Source organism: Zunongwangia pacifica (assembly GCF_023499215.1).
Lineage (GTDB): Bacteria > Bacteroidota > Bacteroidia > Flavobacteriales > Flavobacteriaceae > Zunongwangia > Zunongwangia pacifica.
In genome coordinates, this window is record NZ_JAKHSK010000080.1 from 1 (window position 1) to 3098 (window position 3098).

Sequence of the window (3098 nt, forward strand, 5' to 3'; positions counted from 1 at the left end):
CATTTCTCTGCCAACTGGATGGATGCACGCTTATTAAGGCATGAACTGCAAAACCTGTCCGGGGAGTTACAAGGGTTTGCCCATGCATTTACCTATGAGGGCGACCAAACCTTAGAAGGAATATTTCAATTAAACGGTCGGGCAGCACGTCCCTTTACTGATATACAACCCTTTCATAAAGAAGGTACGCTAACCGTTTATCAGGGACAAGTGGGTACACTTTCCGAAATCGATGGTGATTTTAAAAATGCGGTGTTCCAACCCCTGGGGATGCAAACCGACAAACGTTTCTATGAAAACTATACCAACCTTCGGGATCAGTACCTGGGAATCTCCGAAAAAGAAAACACAGGAACTTCGGTTCCCCAAACCGAACGGGATGAGTTGAACCAGCGTTATGACCAGTTTATTTCCCAATACGGGCATTTAAATAGCCAAGGTAACCGTAGACGCATATTGGAAGATACCGCTTTCGGTTTGACCATGTTATCCTCTTTGGAACGCAGGGAAGGTGAACGCTTTGTCAAGTCCGATATGCTGACCGCTACTGCTCATGAATCCACAAAACGTTTTGTCACCGATGACCCGATTGAAGCCTTAGCACACAGCCTGAATGATACCGGAAAGGTAGATATTGGTTTTATCAGCGCAGCCATGGGACTGGAGGAACCGGAAACCATTGCTCGTTTGGGCGAACATATCTATCTGAACCCTGTAAGCAAAGACTGGGAAACCGCAGATCAGTTCCTGAGTGGAAATGTGGTTGAAAAATTACGACAGGCAAAACAACAAGTAGGTGCTGAAAATGATATCCCACAAGCACAGCGAAGCCTAAACGCTTTGGAAAAAGTTCAACCCGAACGTATCCCTTTCCAACTATTGGATTTTAACCTGGGCGAACGCTGGATTCCCGTGAGCTATTACAAACGTTTTGCTGCGGAACTCTTCGAGCAACAAACGGATATCAATTATTTTCCCTCACTGGATGCCTTTAAGGTAACCACCGGGATGAATACCAAAGTAGCCCGGGAATTTGCGGTTACCCCGAAAAGTGGACGGACTACCTACGGCTATACCTTGCTGGAACATGCTTTGGAAAATACAACCCCGTTCTTTACCTATGAGGTATCCGTTGGGGATGGAAAAAGCATACGGGTTCCCGATAATGAAGCCATTCAACTGGCGCACCAAAAGATCGAACAGATACGAAATGGCTTTATAGACTGGCTCAAGGAACTGCCGGATACCGATAAAAAGCATATCGAAAACCTGTATAATGACACTTTCAATTGTTATGTACTTCGGGAATTTGACGGTAGTCACCTGAACTTTCCCGGACTGGACAAAAAGGCTTTGGGCATTGAAGACTTGTACAGCAGTCAGAAAAATGCTGCCTGGCGCATTATCCAAAACAGGGGCGCACTTATCGATCACGAAGTGGGATTGGGAAAAACCCTCACCATGATTGTTTCCGCTCAGGAAATGAAACGCCTCGGCATTGTCCAAAAACCGATGATCCTTGCCCTGAAAGCCAATGTCAATCAAATTACAGAAACCTATTGTAAAGCCTATCCCCATGCCCGGATATTGTCCCCGGGGCAAAACGATTTCACCCCTGCTAAAAGGCTGCGCTTATTCCATGAAATCAAAAACAACAACTGGGATTGTATTATTCTTACCCATGACCAGTTCGGTAAAATACCACAGTCCCCGGAAATGCAGCAACAGATCTTCCAGATGGAACTGGATCATATCGAGCGTGACCTGAATACGGTCAGGGAGTTGGGCGGGGCGATTTCCAAAAAGATGCTCAAAGGGCTGGAAATCCGCAAAAACAACCTGGAAGGAAAATTAAAAACGGTACTCAAGGATATTGAAGAAAAGAAAGATACCGGCATCAACTTTAAGGAAATGGGTGTTGACCATTTGTTTGTGGACGAATCCCATAAGTTCAAAAACCTGACCTTTACCACCCGTCATAACCGGGTGGCCGGACTGGGGAATATGACAGGGAGCCAAAAGGCACTTAACATGCTTTTTGCCGTGCGCACCTTGCAGGAGCGTTTCAATTCCGATCTCTGTGTGACCTTCTTATCAGGTACACCGATTTCTAACAGCCTGACGGAAATGTACCTGCTTTTCAAATACCTGCGACCTAAAGAAATGGAACGCCAGCGCATTGAGAATTTTGACGGCTGGGCAGCGGTATTTGCCCGTAAAACCACGGACTTTGAGTTTAGTGTCACCAATGAGATTATTGCCAAAGAACGCTTCCGTCATTTTATCAAAGTTCCTGAACTCGCTTTGTTCTATAACGAGATTACCGATTACAAAACCGCCAGGCACATCAACCTGGATAAACCGGAACTCAGGGAAACCCTGGTCAATATTCCGCCTACACCGGAGCAATCGGTGTTTATCAAAAACCTGATGCAATTTGCAAAGACCGGTAATGGAGAACTGATCGGGCGTGGCAGGCTGACCCCGGAAGAAGATAAAGGGCGAATGCTTATTGCAACCAATTACGCCAAGAAAATGGCAGCGGATATGCGATTGGTAGATGATTGGAAATACGGAGACCATCCGGATAACAAGGTGAACACCGCAGCAAGAAAGATCGCTGAAATTTATCACCACACCCAACCCCATAAAGGGACGCAGATTGTTTTTTCGGATATCGGAACTCCCAAACCGGATCGCTTTAATATTTATGATACCATGAAGGAAAAACTGGTGAGGGATTTCCATATCCCTGCCACGGAAGTCACTTTTATCCACGACTGGACGGATCGCAAGAAACCGGAGCTGTTCCGTAAGATGAACCGGGGGGAGATCCGCATCCTGCTCGGAAGTACGGAAAAAGCGGGAACCGGTTTAAATGTACAGGAGCGTGTGGTAGCGATGCACCATTTGGATATTCCCTGGAAGCCTTCGGAACTGGAACAACGCAACGGCCGTGGGGCAAGACAGGGTAACCGTATTGCCAAAGAACATTACGGCAATCAGGTACAGAATTTTGTCTATGCCGTGGAGCAATCACTGGACAACTACAAATTCAACCTGCTTAAAAACAAACAGACCTTCATTTCCCAAATGAA

The 3098-nt window shown here is 46.2% G+C and carries 1 protein-coding gene; it reads left to right on the forward strand.

Going from position 1 to position 3098, the window contains the following annotated elements; translation table 11 throughout:
• On the forward strand, positions 1-3098 hold a 3098-nt coding region (locus L1967_RS22040; RefSeq protein ID WP_262917483.1), incomplete at both ends, for a helicase-related protein.